Annotated in this window: 13 protein-coding genes; 1 reads left to right on the top strand and 12 read right to left on the bottom strand. The window is 64.7% G+C overall.

Annotation, left to right across the window (positions count from 1 at the left end):
* Nucleotides 1-112 precede the first annotated feature (112 nt).
* From XI04_RS23620 to XI04_RS23575, 10 genes are all read right to left on the bottom strand, one after another.
* Nucleotides 113-1,198, bottom strand: a complete 1,086-nt coding sequence (locus tag XI04_RS23620; RefSeq protein WP_271610276.1) for a branched-chain amino acid ABC transporter permease — start codon at nt 1,196-1,198, stop codon at nt 113-115.
* Nucleotides 1,195-2,205, bottom strand: a complete 1,011-nt coding sequence (locus XI04_RS23615; RefSeq protein ID WP_028139580.1) for a branched-chain amino acid ABC transporter permease — start codon at nt 2,203-2,205, stop codon at nt 1,195-1,197. The genes XI04_RS23620 and XI04_RS23615 overlap by 4 nt, the downstream gene beginning before the upstream one ends.
* Nucleotides 2,202-2,924, bottom strand: coding sequence for a branched-chain amino acid ABC transporter ATP-binding protein (locus tag XI04_RS23610; protein WP_038949385.1), 723 nt, complete (start codon nt 2,922-2,924; stop codon nt 2,202-2,204). The genes XI04_RS23615 and XI04_RS23610 overlap by 4 nt, the downstream gene beginning before the upstream one ends.
* Nucleotides 2,921-3,694, bottom strand: a complete 774-nt coding sequence (locus XI04_RS23605; RefSeq protein ID WP_271610277.1) for an ABC transporter ATP-binding protein — start codon at nt 3,692-3,694, stop codon at nt 2,921-2,923. Before XI04_RS23605 ends, XI04_RS23610 begins: the two co-directional genes overlap by 4 nt.
* Nucleotides 3,695-3,913: 219 nt before the next feature.
* Nucleotides 3,914-5,098, bottom strand: a complete 1,185-nt coding sequence (locus XI04_RS23600) for a substrate-binding domain-containing protein (protein ID WP_038949383.1) — start codon at nt 5,096-5,098, stop codon at nt 3,914-3,916.
* A 106-nt stretch (nt 5,099-5,204) separates the two neighbouring features.
* Entirely contained in the window at nt 5,205-7,232 is a 2,028-nt protein-coding gene (locus XI04_RS23595) for an acyl CoA:acetate/3-ketoacid CoA transferase (RefSeq protein WP_028139584.1), read from the bottom strand.
* A 108-nt stretch (nt 7,233-7,340) separates the two neighbouring features.
* Nucleotides 7,341-8,651 carry an MFS transporter gene (locus tag XI04_RS23590; protein WP_049806626.1) on the bottom strand — a complete coding sequence of 437 codons (1,311 nt, stop codon included), beginning with the start codon at nt 8,649-8,651 and terminating at the stop codon, nt 7,341-7,343.
* Between the two features lie 196 nt (nt 8,652-8,847).
* On the bottom strand, nt 8,848-10,290 hold the full coding sequence (locus tag XI04_RS23585; RefSeq protein ID WP_271610278.1) for a sigma-54 interaction domain-containing protein: 1,443 nt from the start codon (nt 10,288-10,290) through the stop codon (nt 8,848-8,850).
* A gap of 256 nt (nt 10,291-10,546) precedes the next feature.
* Nucleotides 10,547-12,283 (bottom strand): putative bifunctional diguanylate cyclase/phosphodiesterase, encoded by a 1,737-nt coding sequence (locus XI04_RS23580; protein WP_028139587.1) that lies wholly within the window; start codon nt 12,281-12,283, stop codon nt 10,547-10,549.
* A 208-nt stretch (nt 12,284-12,491) separates the two neighbouring features.
* Nucleotides 12,492-13,457 carry a sensor histidine kinase gene (locus XI04_RS23575; RefSeq protein ID WP_028139588.1) on the bottom strand — a complete coding sequence of 322 codons (966 nt, stop codon included), beginning with the start codon at nt 13,455-13,457 and terminating at the stop codon, nt 12,492-12,494.
* Nucleotides 13,458-13,636: 179 nt separating this feature from the next.
* Between XI04_RS23575 and XI04_RS23570 the strand changes: the two genes are divergently transcribed.
* Entirely contained in the window at nt 13,637-14,476 is an 840-nt protein-coding gene (locus XI04_RS23570; protein WP_028139589.1) for an SDR family NAD(P)-dependent oxidoreductase, read from the top strand.
* 260 nt (nt 14,477-14,736) lie between these two features.
* Here XI04_RS23570 and XI04_RS23565 read toward each other — a convergent pair whose 3' ends face one another.
* Together XI04_RS23565 and XI04_RS23560 are read right to left on the bottom strand one after the other, a co-directional pair.
* Nucleotides 14,737-16,113 (bottom strand): cytochrome P450, encoded by a 1,377-nt coding sequence (locus XI04_RS23565; RefSeq protein ID WP_095424940.1) that lies wholly within the window; start codon nt 16,111-16,113, stop codon nt 14,737-14,739.
* Nucleotides 16,114-16,355: 242 nt separating this feature from the next.
* On the bottom strand, nt 16,356-17,591 hold the full coding sequence (locus XI04_RS23560) for an LLM class flavin-dependent oxidoreductase (RefSeq protein WP_271610280.1): 1,236 nt from the start codon (nt 17,589-17,591) through the stop codon (nt 16,356-16,358).
* Between the last annotated feature and the right edge of the window lie 243 nt (nt 17,592-17,834).

Raw genomic sequence — 17,834 nt, 5'->3', positions numbered from 1 at the left:
TACCTAAGCATTAATCCAGTTGCACAATCGCGTCCGTATGCAGCGGAGCGCGAAACGCGTCAGGGTTGTGCGGCAGGCGTAGCAATCGCCGCACTGCATCATTAATCGCGGCTTAATGCGGGCTGCCTGCGCTCTTGTCGCCAGCGGGATTGCGCAGCCGTCCGACCACGCCGGTCGGGAAGAAATAGACGCTGGCGATGAACAGCAGGCCGAGCCACAGCAGCCAGCGGTCGGGATGCAGCAGACCCGGCAGCAGCGGCAGGCCGGCCTCCGACGCCGCCGTGGAGGCGACGCCCATCAGCGACTGCAAATAGTTCTGGGCGAGGATGAAGATGGTGGCGCCGATAATCGCGCCGTGGATCGTGCCCATGCCGCCGATCACGACCATCAGCAGGATGTCCAGCATGATCGAGAAGCTGAGCGAAGTATCGGGACCGGCATAGCGTAGCCACAGTGCATTCAGGATGCCGGCGCTGGCAGCGACCAGCGCGGCGATGCAGTTGGCATAGGTCAGGTGGAACACCGTGCGGAAACCGAGCGCCTCGGCGCGAAAACGGTTCTCGCGGATCGCCTGCAGCACGCGCCCGAACGGCGAGTTCACGACGCGCAGCAGTGCGAGGATCATCAGCGCCGAGATGGCGAATACCAGGTAGAAGGTCAGGATCCGGCCGTTGATCTCGAAGCCGACCAGGCTCTTTGGGATCAGCACCGTGCCGGGCCGCAGCAGCTCGGGCAGCTGAAAGCTGCGCCCGTCCTCGCCGCCGGTCAGCCAGGACAGCTGCGAAGCCAGCACCTGGAAGGCGGAGGCGACCGCCAGCGTGATCATGGCAAAGAAGATCGCGGCGACCCGCAGCGAAAACAGCCCGATGGCGAGCGCGAGCAGCGCCGCGAGCGGCAGTCCGACCACGATGCCGGTGGCGACCGCGGCCCAATTCGGGCCCAACCCGTACAGCGCGATGGCGATCGCGTAGCTGCCGATGCCGTAGAACATGGTGTGGGCGAACGAAACCGAGCCGGTATAGCCAAGCAGGAGGTCGTAGGAGGCGACCAGCGCGGCGAAGACGCAGATTTTGGCTGCGACGTTCATTGCCTTGGCCCCCGGAAACAGGAACGGCGTCGCCGCCAGCGCCAGGATGATGACGACGAGAACGAGCGTGAGGATTCGGCTACGCGGCGGATCGCCTGACAGGATCATCATCGGCTGGTCACCGCATAGAGGCCGCGCGGCCGCCACATCAGAATGGCGACCATCAGCAGGATGTTGGAGACGAGGGCGAGCTTCGGCATCAGGAAGCCGCCGTAATTGGCGACCATGGCCACGAGGATCGCACCGATGAAGCAGCCACCGATCGAGCCGAGGCCGCCGATGATGACGACGATGAAGATCAGCACGGTGAGGTCGTCGCTCATGGAGGCATGGACCTGCTCGCGATAGAGCGCCCACATCACGCCGCCGAGGCCGGCCAGCGCCGATCCCGTCATGAATACGCCGAGGAACAGCCGGCGGATGCGATAGCCGAGCGCTTCCACCATCTCGCGGTTCTCGACGCCGGCGCGGATCAGGAGCCCGAGCTTGGTGCGGTTGAGCACCAGCTGGATCGCGATGAAGACGGCAAGGCCGATCAGCATCGCCAGCACGCGGTATTTGGCGATCGCGACGTCGCCGAGGATGAAGGAGCCGCGCAGCGACGCCGGCAGCGGCATCGGGATGATCTGTGGCCCCCAGAGGGCATAGAGCGTCTGCTCGGCGACGATCAGGCCGCCGGTCGTCATCAGGATCTGCTTCAGGTGCTGGCCGTAGACCGGCAGGATCAGCACGCGCTCGACGACGAGGCCAAGGGCGCCCGACACGGCCATCGAGAGCAGCGCGGCCGGCGCCAGCACCGCGAGGTTCATCCAGAGCGAATCCGCCTGAATGGAGGCTGCGAACGGCGCCAGCACCAGGGTCGCGACATAGGCGCCGACGGCGATGAACGCGCCGTGGCCGAAATTGAGCACGTCCATCAGGCCGAACACCAGGGTCAGCCCCGAGGCCATGATGAAGATCATCATGCCCATGGCAAGGCTTGCGGCGGTGAGCGTCAGCCAGGTGCTGGGCGAGCCGATCAGGGGGATCGTCACGAGAGCGAGCGCGACCGGCAGCAGGATCGGCGCGATATCGCGCTTCGGCTTCGGCAGCGGATCGGTTGCAGCAAGGTCAGTCACTGATGCGTCTCCAGGCTCAGGCCGAGCAGCCGCTCCTGCAGCGGCACGTCGGCGGCGAGCGCCGCCATCTCGCCGCGATGGACGATGGTGCCGTTGTCCATCACGAGCACGTTGTCGCCGAGCTCGCGGGCGGCAAAGAAATTCTGCTCGACCAGGAGGATCGTCGCGCCCTTGCGCTTGATCTCCTTCAGGCACTCGATCAGCGCCATCACGATAGCCGGCGCCAGCCCCTTGGTCGGCTCGTCGATCAGCAAGAGCTTGCGCGGCTCGATGATGGCGCGCGCGATCGAGAGCATCTGTTTCTGGCCACCGGAGAGGCTTCCCGCGCGCGACAGCCAGAACCGGCGCAGCGCCGGGAAGAAGCCGAAAATCCAGTCGAGCTGGGTGTCGTCGAGCGGGCCGTCGCGCGCCGCCAGCACCAGGTTTTCCTTCACGGTGAGATCGGAGAATACCGCCATGCTCTCCGGCACGTAGCCGACGCCGAGCCTTGCGATGTCCGGCGTCGCGCGGCTCTCGATGCGATCGCCGGAGAGGCTGATCTCGCCGCTGGACGCCTGCCACAGTCCCATGATGGTGCGCAGCGTCGTGGTCTTGCCGGCGCCGTTGCGCCCGAGCAGCATCGTGGTCTGCCCCTGCGGGACCGCGAGGTCGATGCCCTGGAGGATGTGATAGCGGCCGATATGGGTGTGGACGCCGGAGAGTTTGAGCAGGTCGGTCATGCGGTACCCTCTCCAGTCTTGGGCGCGACGCCGAGATAGGCTTCCTGCACGATCGGCGAGGCAATCACCTCAGCCGGCGGACCATCCGCAACAAGTTGCCCGTTATGCAGCACGATGATGCGGTCGGCGAGCGAGCGCACCACGTCCATCTTGTGCTCGACCAGCAGGATGATCTTGCTTCTGTCCTGCTTGAGCTGCGCGATCAGGTTGAGCACCACAGGCACCTCGTCGATGCTCATGCCGGCGGTCGGCTCGTCGAACATGAAGACCTTCGGTTCCAGCGCGATCATCAGGGCGACCTCCAGCTTGCGCTGGTCGCCGTGCGACAGCGCGGTCGCGGCGACGCCGCGGCGGCTGCCGAGCGCGACCTGCTCGAGAATGGCGTCGGCGCGTGCGATCAGGTCGCGGCGCACCATCCAGGGCCGCAACATGTCGTAATGGGTGCCGTTCGCCGCTTGCACGGCGAGGCGCACGTTCTCTTCCACGGTGAGGTTCGGAAAGAGATTTGTCAGTTGGAATGCGCGTCCGAGGCCCGCGCGGGTGCGCATCGGCGCGGAGTGCTGGGTGATGTCGGTGTCGCCAAACAGGATGCTGCCGTTCGAGGCGCGCAGCTGACCCGAGATCAGGTTGAAATAGGTGGTCTTGCCGGCGCCGTTCGGCCCGACGATCGCGGTGAGCTCGCCCGGACGGAACGTGCAGGTCACGCTGTTGACCGCAACATGGCCGCCGAAGCGGATGGTGAGGTCGCGAGTTTCGAGGGTGAGCGTCATTCGAATTCAATCGAGTCTGGCAATGGAAACGTGGAGATGTCCGCGATGACAGTCGGCTCCCCTCCCCCGCTTGCGGGGGAGGGCTGGGGAGAGGGTGTCTCCGCAGGCGGGAAACCCCGAGAGGACAGAGCCCTCTCCCGGCCTCTCCCGCATCCGCCTTCGCCAAGGCTTCGGCGGACAAGAGCGGGAGAGGTGAAGAAGAGGGCAGCGCGGACAAACTCAGCGCTTGTTGCGAACGGGAACGTCCATGTCCTCGATCTTCAGCTCGCGCACCGGCTCGAGCACGGCCCAGGCGACGTTCGGATCGACCTTGACCTTGAAGGCGTACATGCTCTGCAGCGCCTGATGGTCTTCTTTCCGGAACACCATCTTGCCCTTCGGCGTGTCGAACTCCAGGCCCTCCATCGCGGTGATCAGCTTCTCGCTGTCGGTCGACTTCGCCTTGGTGACGGCGGCGACGACGGACATCGCGGCGGCAAAGCCGCCCGCGGTGAAGAAGTCCGGCGGCGCGTTGAAGCGCTTCTGGTGCTCGGCGACGAGCCAGTCGTTCACCGGGTTCTTCGGGATCTCGTAGAAATAATAGGTCGCGCCCTCCATGCCGGGCAGGCCCTTATAGGCGGCGAGCGCCGGCAGGATGTTGCCGCCGGTGGAGAGCTCGATGCCGTAGCGCTTCGGGTCCATGTCCTGCAGCTTGGCCAGCGGATTGCCGGCGCCGGCCCAGATCACCCAGATGACCTTGCGGCCCGGCTTGTCCTTCAGTGCGTCGAACAGGCGCTGGCCGACTGCGGTGAAGTCGGTGGTCGAGGTCGGGGCATATTCTTCGGCAGCGAGCGTCGCGCCGGTCTTGGCGAGTGCCTCCTTGAAGGCGGCGACGCCATCGCGGCCGAACGCATAGTCCTGCGCCAGCGTTGCGACGGTGACGCCCTGCTTGCCGATCGCGACCGCATTCGAGATCGCGTCCTGCGAGGAGTTGCGCGCGGTGCGGAAGATGTAGCGATTCCACTTCTCGCCGGTAATCTGGTCCGCGACTGCGGGCTCGATGATCAGGATCTTCTTGTTCTCCTCGGCGACCGGGAGAATGGCGAGCGCCGCGGCCGACGAGGTCGTGCCGATCGCGATGTCGGCCTTGTCGTCCTGATAGGCTTCGGCGAGCGCGGCCTTCGAGAGATCCGGCTTGCCCTGGTCGTCCTTGGTGATGATGACGATCTTGCGACCGTCGAGGGTCATCGTGCCCTTGGTGGCGTATTCAAAGCCCATTTTCAGGCCGGTCTCGGTCTGCTTGGCGTAGGCCTCGAGCGGACCGGTCTTGCCGTAGATCAGCGCGACCTTGAGATCGTCGGCCTGTGCGGAGGTGCCCGCAGCGAGTGCGAGAATGGTTGTTGTTATGATGAGTGATCGACGCACGATGGTCCCTCCTGATTTAGAGTTTCTCGGTAACAGCGATTTGCACAACGCTACGAACATTGCAATTGAACCTTCCGGCCGAGCGCATCGGCCTTGCGAGCATGCATCATTTTTGGGCTCGCCGCGCATCGCCGGCTCCCTCGGCCCGACGCCGATCCGACTGCGCCTCATCAGCGCTTTCGAAAATGTGCGGCGCGACGCCGCGCCGCTCCAGGGCTTCGCCGAGCTTGATGCGCAGGAAGCCCGACGTGGTGTAGCGTGACACGCCGGAATAGAAGCGATCGACGAGGCTGCGCACCATCGCGGAATATTCGTCCATCAGCTCCGGCAGGATGGAAAAATTGTCATAATTGACGATGGCGTAGACCCGGCGGCCGAGCGGCGCCAAACGGCTCTCGACGATCTCGGCGATGGCGTCGATCTCGGCCTTGCTGCGCAGCGGATAGCGCTCCAGATTGACGAAGAACAGGTTCTGCTGCTCGTCCAGCGTGAAGCGCTGGTCGAGCGGGATGGTGAGCAGGCGCTCGCGCAATTCCATCAGACCCTCGCGGAAGATGCGGTCGTCCATCAATGCGGGCTCGCGCGGGATCAGCGGCTTGAAATCCATCAGCCGCAAAATGTCGCGCTGGATGTCGATGCCAGGTGCGACTTCGGTGAGCTCGAGCCCGTCCGGCCTGAGCTCGAACACGCAACGCTCGGTGACATACAGCGTGCGCTGCTTGCGCGCGGCCGCGAACGGGCCGCTGAAGGTGACGTGCTCGACGCGGTCGACGAATTTGCGTGATTTCGCCTCGTCGAGAATGACGAGCTTGCCGTCGTTCACCGCGATGCGTTGCTTGCCCGCGCCGAAGGTGCCGACGAAGATGACCTCCTTGGCGTTCTGGCTGATGTTGATGAAGCCACCGGCGCCTGCGAGCTTCGGCCCGAACTTGCTGACATTGAGGTTGCCGGCGCGATCGACCTGGGCGAGCCCGAGGAAGGCGGCGTCCAAGCCGCCGCCGTCGTAGAAGTCGAACTGATAGGGCTGGTCGATCACCGCCTGCGTGTTGATTGCCGCGCCGAAATCGATGCCGCTCGCGGGAATGCCGCCGATCACGCCCGGCTCCGCCGTCAGCGTGATGAGGTCGATGATTCGCTCCTCGTTGGCGACCGAGGCAATCCCCTCGGGCATGCCGATGCCGAGATTGACGACGCTGTTGGCCTTGAGCTCGAGAGCGGCCCGCCGAGCGATGATCTTGCGCTCGCTGACCGGCATCACCGGCAGCGATGCGGCGCGGACACGGATCTCGCTGGAGAAGGCCGGATTGTATTGCGTGCCAAAGGTCTGCCAATGGTTCTCGGGCCTTGCCACCACGACGCAGTCGACGAGGATGCCGGGAATCTTGACTTGGCGCGGATTGAGACTGCCGGCCTCGGCGACGCGTTCAACCTGGGCAATGACGATGCCGCCGGAATTATGCGCTGCCATGGCGATGGCGAGCGCTTCCAGCGTCAGCGCCTCCTTCTCCATGGTGAGGTTGCCGTCGGGATCGCCTGTCGTGGCGCGGATGATCCCGACGTTGATCGGGAACGTCTTGTAAAGCAGGCACTCTTCGCCGCGTAGCGTGATCAGCTCCACCATGTCCTCGGTGGTACGCGCGTTCAGCTTGCCGCCGCCCTGCCGGGGGTCGACGAAGGTGCCCATGCCGACGCGGGTGACGTGGCCGGGCCGGTGCGCGGCGATGTCGCGGAACAGGTGTGTGATGACGCCCTGCGGCAAATTATAGGCCTCGATCTGACCCGCGATCGCGAGCTGCTGCAATTTTGGCGCAAGCCCCCAATGTCCGCCGATCACGCGGCGGACCAGGCCTTCATGCGCGAAATGGTTGAGGCCGCGATTCTTGCCGTCGCCCTGGCCCGCCGCATAGACCAGCGTCAGATTGCGCGGCTTGCCCTGCGTATAGGGGGCATCGCCCTCGTGGGAGAGATAGAGCTCCTCCAGCGCGATCGCGATCTCCTCGGCAAAGCCGATTCCGACGAAGCCGCCGGTCGCGACCGTGTCGCCGTCACGGATCAGCATGACCGCTTCGGCCGCGGTGACGACCTTGCCCTTCTCGGAATTGCGTAGGTAAGGCAGAGCTGGGTGATGGCTCACGGCGTTCCTCCCGATCCCTTCGACCGTATGCCGTTGTTGCTTGATCCTATCGCGAGGAGCGACCCTGGAACAGGCTGCTCCTCGCGATGGACGAGGTGATCCGGACGTTCAGCCCTGAACTATCTTGCGTGTTTCGGTGGCGAAATAGACCGACACGATGGTGATCAGCGCCAGCGCGATCATGTAGAGCGAGATCGGCCAGGTCGCCGGCGCATAGGCCGTCATCAATCCCGTCGCGATCAGCGGCGACAGTGCGCCGGCGAAGATCGAGGCCAGATTGTAGCCGAGCGAGACGCCGCTATAACGCACCTTGGTGCCGAACAGCTCCGACAGGAAGCTCGCCTGCGGGCCGTACATCGCGGCATGCCCGATCGCGAGGCCGAGCACGATCGCGATCCAGGCATATTGCGGGTTCCTGGTCGCCAGCAGCGTGAACAGCGGGAACGACATCAGCGCCGAGAACACCGCGCCGAAAATGTAGATCGGCCGCCGCCCGAGCCGGTCGGAGAGCGCACCGAAGGCCGGGATGGTGAAGGTCTCGATCGCCGCGCCGATCAGCACGCCGTTGAGCATGTCCTGCTTGTTCATGCCGAGCGACTGCGTGGCATAGGCGAGCACGAAGGTCGCGTAGATGTAGAAGAAGCCGTTCTCGGCGAAGCGCGCGCCCATCGCGAGCAGGATGTTCTTGGGATACATCCTGATCGCCTCGAGGATCGGCATCTTCACTTCCTGCTTGGTGTCCTTGACCTTCTGGAACTCGGGGGATTCCGCGATGGTGAAGCGGATCCACAGGCCGACCAGCACCAGCGCGATCGAGAACAGGAACGGGATGCGCCAGCCCCAGGCAAGCAGCTGGGCGTCGGTCAGCATCGCCGATACCACCGAGAACACCAGCGTGCCGAGCACGAGGCCGAGCGGCGCCCCTAACTGCGGCCAGCTGCCGTAAAAGCCCTTCTTGTCCGCGGGCGCGTGCTCGACCGCCATCAGCACCGCGCCGCCCCATTCGCCGCCGAGGCCAAAGCCCTGGATCAGGCGGCAGGTGACGAGCAGGACCGCGGCCCAGATGCCGGCGGTCTCGTAGGTCGGCAGGAATCCGATCGCGGCGGTCGCCACGCCCATGATCAGCAGCGTCAGATAGAGCATGGTCTTGCGGCCGATCTTGTCGCCGTAGTGCCCGAACACGACGCCGCCGAGCGGGCGCGCGATGAAGCCGAGCGCATAGGTCGCGAACGCCAGCAGCGTCCCCATCATGGGATCGAAGGTCGGAAAGAACAGCTTGTTGAAGATCAGCGCCGCGGCGGTGCCGTAGAGGAAGAAGTCGTACCACTCGATGGCCGTGCCGATCAGGCTCGCGGTGGCGACCGTGACGTGCGAGGGCTGTCTCGCCTGAAGCTGATGGACCGAGATCGCTTCACTCATCTTGCGTCCTCCCTGGTTGCAAATGCGCATGTGCAGCATGCGTCATTGTGCAAAGCGAAGAGCAAGGTCCGCGCCAGATGCGGAAGGTTTGCGCAAATTGGCTGAAATCACGGCAAATCTCGCCGTTGCTGGCGGAACCAGCGGCGCAGCGCCGTGTCCGGAATCCGAGACTCCGGACACGTTCGTGTCTCGAAACTCAGACGGAGGCCGACCCTGGGGCGAGGCCGAACTTGGCGAGCTTCTTGTAGAAGGTTGCGCGCGAGATCCGCAGCATTTTGGCGGCCTCGGAGATCTGGCCGTTGCTGGCGGTGAGCGCCCGTTCGAGCGTATGCTTCTCGAACTCGGCCTCGGCTTCGGCATAGGGCACCACCGCTCCGGCCGGGCGCTCGGATGCTGTGGGCCTGACGTCGGTGCCGACGGGAAGAATGCGGGCGACATCTTCGCCGGTCAGCCGGCCGGAATCGCTCAGGATCAGCGCCCGCTCCAGGATGTTGCGGAGCTCGCGGACGTTGCCCGGCCAGTCATAGCGCGCCAGCGCGGAAAGCGCGCTCGGCGTGATCTTTGCCTTGACGTAATCGCCGGAGGCGCTGATGTCCTCGAGCAGCCGGGCGCAGATGTCGGGGAGATCATCCAGGCATTGCCGCAGCGGCGGCAGGTCGATCGAGAGCACGTTCAGCCGGTAATAGAGATCGGGCCGGAACGCGCCGTCGCTGACGCGCTTGCGCAAATCGACATTGGTCGCGGCGACCACGCGCACGTCGACCCTGGAGATCTTGTCCGAGCCGAGCGGCTCGATCTCGCGCTCCTGCAGCACGCGCAACAGCTTGGCCTGCAATTGCAGCGGCATCTCGCCGATCTCGTCGAGGAACAGCGTACCGCCGTCGGCGATGCGGAATTTTCCTTCGCGTCCCCTGCGGTCGGCGCCGGTATAGGCGCCGGGCGCCGTGCCGAAGAACTCCGACTCGATCAGCGTGTCGGGAATCGCGGCGACATTGACGCTGACGAACGGCTTCTCCGCACGCGAGGAGGCATTGTGAATCGCCTGCGCCAGCATCTCCTTGCCCGTTCCGGTCTCGCCGGTGAGCAGCACGGTGACGCTCTGCCGCGCCGCGCGGCTTGCAAGCTGCTTGGCCTGCGCGATTCCAGGCGTGGTGCCGACATAGTCGGCGAAAGTGAAGCGCGCCGCGCGGGCGTTGGACAATTGCCGCCGCGCCAGCCGCAGATCGCTCTCGAGCTGGGCGACGCGGGCGAGCAGAGGTTTCAGGCTTTCGAGATGGTCGTAGAGCACGAAGCCGATCGCGCCGATCACCGTGCCGTTCTCGTCCTCGATCGGCATGCGCGTGACGACGAGCTGCTCTCCGCCGAGCTCCATGATGTCGAGCAGGATCGGCTCGCCGGTCTCGGCCACCTTGCGCATCAGGCTGTTGGGGATGACCTCCTCGATCGGCCGGCCGATTGCCTCACTGGTCCGTTTGAGACCGAGCGCCGCGAGATATTTTTCATTGACGTAGACGACGCGTCCGCCGCGGTCGATCGCGATCGCGCCCTCGCAGAGCTTCTCCAGCCGCTCGAACAGCGTTTCCATCGCGCGCGCACGGAGATAGGCGGGATCGCTGATCGAGGCGGAAGAGGCGGACATGACATATCCCGGGGGAAGTCTGCCTGTGTATTAGCAAAAGGGCAGCAATTTCAAAGGGGGAATTGGATTGTGCCCCATACTCCGCTGTCGTCCCGGACAAGCGAAGCGCCGATCCGGGACCCATAGCCACAGGGAGATGTGATAACGGGGGACTCGGAGTGACCGTCTTCGCGCCAAACCACACCCTGTGGTTATGGGTCCCGGGTTCGCTTCGCGCCCCGGGACGACAGCGGTATGTGTTGCAGCGCTCGCGCCCCTACCTTCGATACCCGCTCGCCCGCGAATAGCCCTGGCGGTTCTGCTGGTGCGGGCGGTTTGCGACGCTGGCGCGCGACTCGCTGGACACGGGCGTTGCCAGCTTCAACTCCTCCAAAAAGATCGGGCGCGAGAAATAATAGCCCTGCGCGTAGCGGATCTTGGTCGCGGCCTGCAGATAAGCGAGCTCCTCGTAGGATTCGAGGCCTTCGGCGATCACGGTCATGCCGAGCGCTTCGCTCAAGGATTCGATCGCGCGCAGGATGCCCTGGCTGCGCGGGCGCTTATGGATGTCGGTGATGAAGGAGCGGTCGATCTTGATCTCGTCGGCGGTGATGTCGGCCAGCGCCGAGAGCGAGGAATAGCCGGTGCCGAAATCGTCGATCGAGATGCCGACGCCGAGCTTGCGGAACATCGGCAGGATCTCGTCCTGGAAATGATTCTTGGCGACGAAGGCGTCTTCGGTCACCTCGATCATGAAGCGCTGCGGAAAGCCGGTGTCGTCGAGCGCCCGCGCGAAGCTGCGCATGAATTCGGGGTTGCCGGCCTGCTTGGCCGCGACGTTGATGCTGATGGTCGCTTCCGCGCCGAACGTCTCGTTGATCAGGTCGATCGATTTGACGATTTCGGCGAGCACGAGATGGGTCAATTCGTCGATCAGCCCGAGCTCGCTGGCAAGATTGATGAACGATCCCGGCGCCTGGATCACGCCTTCGTCGTCGCGCAAGCGCACCAGGGCCTCGATGCCCTTCACAGCCTGGGTGCGGATGTCGACCTTGGACTGGAAGGCGCAGCAGAAACGCTTTTCCAGGATGGCGAGCCGCAGCGACTGTTCGATCTTCATCCGCGCCAGCGCCTCGCGCTCCATGCTGGAATCGAAGAAGGCTGCCAATCCCTTGCCGTCGTTCTTGATGCGGTACATCGCGATGTCGGCATTCTGGCGCAGTGTCTCGAAGCTGCGGCCGTGATCGGGATAGAGGCTGATGCCGACCGAGGTGGAGGCGAAGAGTTCCGAATGGTCGATGAAGAACGGCGCCGTCAGCCGCTCCAGCGTCGACTGCATGAACTCGGCGACTTCCTCCTGGCTCTGGATCGGGGAGAGCAGCAGCAGGAATTCGTCGCCGGAGATGCGCGACAGCATGTCGGAATCGCGCAAGTCGCGCCCGAGCCGCTTCGACAGCTCGACCAGCAGCGCATCGCCGACGGCGTGGCCGTAATAGTCGTTGATGTGCTTGAAATTGTCGACGTCGAGGAAGGCCAGCGCGAAACGCTCGCCGCCGCCATTCTCCGCCAGCAGATTGTTGGCGTGATGTTCGATCACGCGCCGCGAGGGCAATCCCGTCAGCTCGTCGAAATAGGCCGAGCGGAACAGCTGATCCTCGAAATTCTTCTGCTCGGTAATGTCGGAGGACGCCGAGATCAGCAGCTCGCGTCCGGCGAGGCGAACGGGACGATGGGTCGTGAGCAGCACCTGGCGCGCAGCGCCGCCGTGAAGCGCCTCCTCGGTGACGACAGCCTGGCCGGCGCTCAGCGCCTGGCGGCAGGCTTCGCGGCGCGGCGCAAGATCGGGTGAGGGACGGCTGCCATCCATGCCGAGCTGCGCGGCCGCGGCATCGTTAACCAGCAGAAGCTCGCCATGCGCATCCTGCACGGTCAGGCCGGCCGGCAGCATTCTAACGATTTCCTTGAGAAAACCGAGCTCGGCTTCAGTCGCGCCGGAATATTGGTTGTCGTTCATAGAAGTCATGAATCTTGTTGTTTCAGCGCGCCTGCAATGCACGCAATCATGCGCAGTTCCCTCTTAAGTTTGGTTAAGGGGTACGGAGAAATACGGGGGTGTTTTGCGACGTTGCGACGCGCGCCGACGATCGTCATTAACAGAGGGTCAACGGCCCGTGCGAAACTGCGGGCGGGTGCGCGGGCCGGCTTTCGCCTGACGCGCGATGCTATTCGCTTCGGGGGATGCGGCACTGCATGATGCAATGCAGCCCGGTCTTCAAGTAAGAGATCTCGGTCCTGCCATCGAAGGACGACAGTGCCGATTTCAACAGCTTGGTGCCGAAGCCGGGCTCGGACACCTTGTCCACGCTCGGACCCTCTGTCTCGTCCCAGGTGATGATCAGGCGGTCATCGCTGACGGTCCATGACACCTGCAGCAGACCGCGCGGCGCGGAGAACGCGCCGTACTTGCCCGCATTGGTGGCCAGCTCGTGAAACATCAATGAGAGCGTGACCGCGAGCTTCGGCGGCAGGAACAGGCGGTCGCCATTGAGGGTGAAGCGGACGTGGCCGTAGGGGCCGAGCTCCGAGATCAGGAGGTCGCGGATGTCACAGCCCGCCTTGTCGATCCGCGAGATCAGATCGTCGGTCGCGGCCAGCGAGCGCAACCGAGGATCGACCCGGGCCCAGACCTGCGGGTGGTCGTGCAGCACCTGGTGCAGCACGGCGTGCACCGTCGACAGCTTGTTCTTCAGCCGGTGCTGGAGCTCGTCGACCAGCAGCTTGCGATAATCTTCTTCCTCGATCAGGCGCTTGGAGATCCGGCGCTGCTCCGCCAGCATGGTGCGATAGTGCTCGACGCCCCAGATGGTGAGCGCACAGACCGCCCAATAGAGTGCCAGCAGGGCAAATCGCGCCCGATCGGCAAAGGCATCGCCGAAATTCACCACGACGCCGAGCATGCCGCCGACCAGCGCTGTCACGATTCCGATCCGGAAGCCCCCGAACGCGGCGGCGAAGAACACGGCCGGGAAGTAGGGAGTGAAGTAGACGTCGGGCCGCACATGCGCGAGGGCCCAGCGCGTCAGCGTGGCAATCAGCAGGCAGGCCACCGCAAACGCAATGCTCAGACCGAGCGATGGCGGCGCCGCACCCTGCCAACCCCTACGGAATTCGTCGATCAACTTCCCCATGCGCAGCCCAGTTGCGATATGCGTTCGAAAATCGAGCGACCTGTGAAGATGTTACGCATCCCGTCCGCACAAGCATAGCTTGCCTTGTCGGAGGCAGGCAGGGATAGTGGCGTCCGCGGCGATGGCAGCGGCCGATGTTCGCCATTTGGCGTCAAATCGTTCGAAAACAGGAACATTCCATGGGCAGGCTGGACGGCAAGGTTGCGGTGATTACGGGGGCGACGAGCGGGATCGGATTGCGCACTGCGGAAGTCTTCGTTGCCGAAGGTGCCAAAATTGTGATCGCGGGGCGGCGTCTACCGGAGGGCGAAGCCCTGGCCAAGCAGCTCGGCGCCAACTGCATCTTCCGCCAGACCGACGTGACGCTCGAAGACCAGATGCAGGCGCTGATCGCGCTCGCCGTGGACAAGTTCGGCCGGATCGACTGCCTGTTCAACAATGCCGGCGGCCCGGCGCAGACCGGCGGCATCGAAGGCCTCGAGGTCGAGCGCTTCGATGCGGCGATGGCGACGCTGGTGCGCAGCGTCATGCTCGGCATGAAGCACGCCGCGCCCCACATGAAGAGGCAGGGGAGCGGCAGCATCATCAACAATGGCAGCATCGCCGGCCGCCTCGCCGGGTTCTCGTCCTCGATGGTCTATAGCGCGGCCAAGGCGGCGGTGATCCATCTCACCAAATGCGTGGCGATGGAGCTCGGCGAGTCCAACGTGCGCGTCAACGCGATCTCGCCGGGCGCGATCGCGACCGGCATTTTCGGCAAGGCGCTCGGACTCTCGACCGATGCTGCGGAGAAGACGCCGGCGGTGATGCGCGAGGTCTACAAGACCGCCCAGCCGATCCCGCGCGCGGGCCTTCCCGATGACATCGCCCAGGCCGCGGTGTTCCTGGCCAGCGACGAATCCAGCTTCATCAACGGGCACGATCTCGTCGTCGACGGCGCCATGACCGGCGGCCGCAACTGGAGCCAGCAGCAGCAGGGCTATGTGGCCTTGCGCAAGGCGTTCGATCAGGGGGCGTAGTCGCTCCGGGCGACGGTGCCGTAGGGTGGGCAAAGCGAAGCGTGCCCACGAATTCTTCATCGCGACGAACCGTGGGCACGGCGCTCCGCGCCTTTGCCCACCCTACGAGATCTCGTGCCCCGGACGCAGCGCAGCGTCCCCGGCGATGCGAAGCATCGTCCGGTGCGGTGCGCTGCAGAGCCGGGGCCCATGTCTCCACCGACTCGATCGCAGCATTCCGGGTCCCGGCTCGCGCTTCGCGCGTCCGGGACACGAGAAAATCAGACCGCCTTCACCCGCACTCTTAGCCCGTCCCGCGGCTTCGGGATCGGCCACATCTGCCAGTCCGGCTTGTAGCCGGGCTCCAGCGATACCTCGATGTTCTGCAAGAAGTGCCGCGCGAAGCATTTTGCCTGCATGTAGGCGAAGTGCAGGCCGAGGCACATATGCGCGCCGCCGCCGAACGGGACCCAGGCGAAGCGGTGGCGATTGCGCTGCGCTTCCTCGGTGAAGCGCAAGGGATCGAAACGATCCGGCTCCGGCCAGATATCCTTCATGTGATGGGTATAGAGCGGATTGACGCCGACCGCGGTGCCGGCGGGAATCGTAAAACCCTTGAAAGTGAAATTGCGCATGGCGCGGCGCGGCATCGAAGGCACCGGCGGCTTGATCCGCAGCGCTTCCTTGAACGCCATCTCGGACAGCGGCATCTTTTCGAGATCGTCGAAGCTGCTCGGCGCGCCCGGCGCGAGCCCGAGCGCGAGGACTTCCGCGCGCAGCCTGTCCTGCCAGTCCGGATTGGCAGCGAGTTCGCCGATGAAGGAGGTCAGCGACGAAGTCAGCGTGTCGTGCGCCGCCATCATCAGGAAGCTCATATGGTCGATGATGTCCTGCTCGGAGAGTAGCGCGCCGTCCTCATGGGTGGCGCGGCACAGCTGCGAGAACAGATCATCGCCGCCATGATTGCCGCGGCGAAGCGGGATCTGTTCGCGGAAATAGGCGACGATGCGTTTGCGCCCCCTGACGCCGGCGGCCATCTGGGTGCCGGGCAGGGGACGGCGGATCGGGGCGACCGCGGCGGCGACCATGTCGACGAAGGCGCGGTTGATCTCGTCGACCTCCGGCCCGATATCGGCGCCGAGGAAGGACGCCGCAGCGAGATCCAGCGTGAGCTGCTTCATCGCGGGGTAGAGCTGCATCTCGCCGGGCTTGGCCTTCCACTGCGCGACCCGCGCGGAGATGCCGCGGTCGAGATCGGCCAGGTAGGATTTCATCGGCCCGGACTTGAACGCGACCGACAGCGCCTTGCGGTGCAGCCGGTGCTCGTCGAAATCGAGCAGCATCAATCCGCGCGGAAACAACAGGCCGAGCACCTTGTTCCAGCCGTGGGTCGAGGAGAACAGCTTTTGCTGGTCGAACATCACCAGCTCGTTGGCCTCGGGCCCGAGCAGCACGACATTGGTCTCGCCGAACACATGGGTGCGGTAGACCGGGCCATATTTGGCGCCGTTCGCCTCGATGTGGCCCTTGGGATCGGCCAGCACCTGGAAGGTCTTGCCGATGATCGGCCATCCCTCGTCGCCGGGAATGTGCGTCAGGGCGTTGCGCTTGGGCGCGGTGTAGTCGGGCGCCGTTGCGGCCACATTCTGCATCGACATGACGATTGCTCCGGTTGGCAGGCTCCGCGAACATAGCACGATCTGGCCGCGATGATGCGACGCTTGGTGGTGCAATTTACCTCGGATGTCGTCCCCGCGTAGGCGGGGACCCATAGCCACAGGGAGTGTGCGAGATAGTGGTTAGCAATCTTCGCCAAACCCTATGCTGTGGTTATGGGTCCCGGATCTGCGCGCGCTTTGGGCGCGCTTGTCCGGGACGACGAGTAGAGAGAGCTGGCATCCTACCGCTTCGCCGCTTCCTTCTGCAGATCCGGGGCGTTGACGGCGGGGATGGCGACGCGGCCGGGGCCGGTCACCTTCAGCGCCTCGGCGGCCTTCTCGTTCTCCATGATCTTGGCCATCACGGCCTGGCCTGCACGCTCGAAGATGGCGCGGTTCTCGATCACGAATTTTTGCGACCTGCGCAGGCCGTCGATATAGCCGTTGATCTCGGGCACGACGTAGCGCGCAACCATATCCCAGCTGCGGCGCGTCGCCTCCGGATTGGCCCAGTCGTGCACGAAGCCGATGATGGCGCCGACGCCGCCGGAGACCTGCATCACGTTCTTGACGGTTTTGACGAGATCGTCGGGCGTGCCGATGGTGGACGCCGCGCCCTCGACGAAGGCGGTCTTGTCCACGGCTTCATCCGGCGAGGAGAACGCGGTCAGGCCCGGCCGCTGCAGCGTGCCGACATTATACTCGTTGTGCCAGCGCATCAGCCCGGCGCCGGCTTCCTTGCGCGCCTGCTCGCGGGTCTCGGCGATGTGGAAGGTCAAGAGCACGCGCCAGTCGGCGCGGTTCACCTTGGTGCCGTGCTTCTTCGCAGCGTCCTCGGCGAACTGCCATTGCTGCTGTAGCGACATCAGGCCCTGTGTCGTCATCGAGCCCAGCGAGATGATGCCGCAGCCGTATTTGCCGGCGAGCGTCATGCCGGAGGGCGAGATCTGCGAGGCCACGACGAACGGCATCTCTTCCTGCAGCGGCAGGATCTGCAGCGCGGCATCGTTCATGGTGAACCAGTCGCTCTTGGCCGTGACGCGCTCACCGTTGAAGAGCCGGCGGATGACGCCGATGGCCTCGTCTTGCCGGTCGCGCTGCGTCATCGGGTCGATGCCGAGCGTGTGTGCGTCGGAGGCGAGCGCGCCGGGGCCGGAGCCGAAGATGGCGCGGCCGCCGGTCATGTGGTCGAGCTGCACCATGCGCTGGGCGACGTTGTAGGGATGGTGATAGGGCAGCGACACCACGCCGGTGCCGAGCTTGATCCGCTTGGTGCGCTCGCCGGCCGCAGCCAGGAACATCTCGGGCGAGGCGATCATCTCCCAGCCCGAGGAATGATGCTCGCCGCACCAGAACTCGTCGTAGCCGAGCGCATCGAGCTGCTCGACCAGCTCGAGATCGCGCCGGAACTGGAGCATCGGATGCTCCCCGATCGGGTGATGCGGGGCAAGGAAGGCTCCGAACTTCAGGCGCGCCATGGCGTTCTCTCCGGCTTTGATTTTCTGTTTGTTGAGACGGTGAGGCTACGTGCCTGATGGCACGAACGCAATCGCGCGGTGTCCCGCGCGGCGGAATGCAGGCATGCGGCGAAGTTGCCTCTTCTCCCTCTCCCCGCTTGCGGCAGGGCTATGCATTTGAGGCAACCTCCGCCGCGGCACATCCTTCGAGACGCCCGCCGTTGGCGGGCCCTCAGGATGAAGGCGGAGTACGCCGGTGCAGTT

The organism is Bradyrhizobium sp. CCBAU 11430 (assembly GCF_028128855.1).
Taxonomy (GTDB): Bacteria; Pseudomonadota; Alphaproteobacteria; order Rhizobiales; family Xanthobacteraceae; genus Bradyrhizobium; species Bradyrhizobium ottawaense.
Note: the sequence above shows the minus strand (reverse complement) of the source record. Positions and strands in the feature narration are given on the sequence as shown.

Bases quoted from the DNA above. Each gene is read 5' to 3' on its own strand.
- XI04_RS23620 (WP_271610276.1), bottom strand. From the start codon at position 1,198: ATGATGATCCTGTCAGGCGATCCGCCGCGTAGCCGAATCCTCACGCTC.
- XI04_RS23610 (WP_038949385.1), bottom strand. From the start codon at position 2,924: ATGACCGACCTGCTCAAACTCTCCGGCGTCCACACCCATATCGGCCGC.
- XI04_RS23590 (WP_049806626.1), bottom strand. From the start codon at position 8,651: ATGAGTGAAGCGATCTCGGTCCATCAGCTTCAGGCGAGACAGCCCTCG.
- XI04_RS23580 (WP_028139587.1), bottom strand. From the start codon at position 12,283: ATGAACGACAACCAATATTCCGGCGCGACTGAAGCCGAGCTCGGTTTT.
- XI04_RS23560 (WP_271610280.1), bottom strand. From the start codon at position 17,591: ATGGCGCGCCTGAAGTTCGGAGCCTTCCTTGCCCCGCATCACCCGATC.
- XI04_RS23575 (WP_028139588.1), bottom strand. From the start codon at position 13,457: ATGGGGAAGTTGATCGACGAATTCCGTAGGGGTTGGCAGGGTGCGGCG.
- XI04_RS23570 (WP_028139589.1), top strand. From the start codon at position 13,637: ATGGGCAGGCTGGACGGCAAGGTTGCGGTGATTACGGGGGCGACGAGC.
- XI04_RS23585 (WP_271610278.1), bottom strand. From the start codon at position 10,290: ATGTCCGCCTCTTCCGCCTCGATCAGCGATCCCGCCTATCTCCGTGCG.
- XI04_RS23565 (WP_095424940.1), bottom strand. From the start codon at position 16,113: ATGTCGATGCAGAATGTGGCCGCAACGGCGCCCGACTACACCGCGCCC.
- XI04_RS23605 (WP_271610277.1), bottom strand. From the start codon at position 3,694: ATGACGCTCACCCTCGAAACTCGCGACCTCACCATCCGCTTCGGCGGC.